The organism is Janthinobacterium sp. Ant5-2-1 (genome assembly GCF_001445815.1).
Lineage (GTDB): Bacteria > Pseudomonadota > Gammaproteobacteria > Burkholderiales > Burkholderiaceae_D > Janthinobacterium > Janthinobacterium lividum_E.
Genome location: NZ_LNCE01000164.1, coordinates 1 through 627 on the forward strand (window position 1 = coordinate 1; position 627 = coordinate 627).

2 tRNA genes and 1 rRNA gene are annotated in these 627 nt (G+C 47.7%); all 3 read left to right on the forward strand.

Annotation, left to right across the window (positions count from 1 at the left end):
* Nucleotides 1-147: ribosomal RNA gene (locus ASN89_RS26865) — 16S ribosomal RNA — on the forward strand; the annotation flags it as partial.
* A gap of 98 nt (nt 148-245) precedes the next feature.
* Nucleotides 246-322: transfer RNA gene (locus tag ASN89_RS26870), tRNA-Ile, on the forward strand.
* A gap of 11 nt (nt 323-333) precedes the next feature.
* Nucleotides 334-409 (forward strand) — tRNA-Ala (locus ASN89_RS26875).
* Nucleotides 410-627: the final 218 nt, after the last annotated feature.

Below are 627 nucleotides of genomic sequence, written 5' to 3' on the forward strand. Positions count from 1 at the left end.
ACACCGCCCGTCACACCATGGGAGCGGGTTTTACCAGAAGTAGGTAGCTTAACCGCAAGGAGGGCGCTTACCACGGTAGGATTCGTGACTGGGGTGAAGTCGTAACAAGGTAGCCGTATCGGAAGGTGCGGCTGGATCACCTCCTTTCTAGAGTTTGCACGAATCAGTAATGATTCACGCATCAAATGTTCACACTTATCGGCTGTTAGTAAGAGAAGAAACAGTAGTCGTAGTAGTTCCGCGTTGGGGCTGTAGCTCAGCTGGTTAGAGCACCGTGTTGATAACGCGGGGGTCGTTGGTTCGAGTCCAACCAGCCCTACCAGTCATTACCCAGGGGGATTAGCTCAGCTGGGAGAGCACCTGCTTTGCAAGCAGGGGGTCGTCGGTTCGATCCCGTCATCCTCCACCAAAGTTTTACTCGAAAGTACAAATGTAAGCCGGTCACAAGACTGTGGTTTAGATTTGATCTTTTAGCGATCAAAGCTGTTTCGTTCTTTAACAATCTGGAAGAAGTAAAGATTATTTATTGATCGGTTTGCCGTAAAAGGTAAATCGATGGGTAATGATTGTATGTATCAACAAACAAGCAACAACGTTGTACTTTCTTATCCCTGTAGCGCTCTTTCA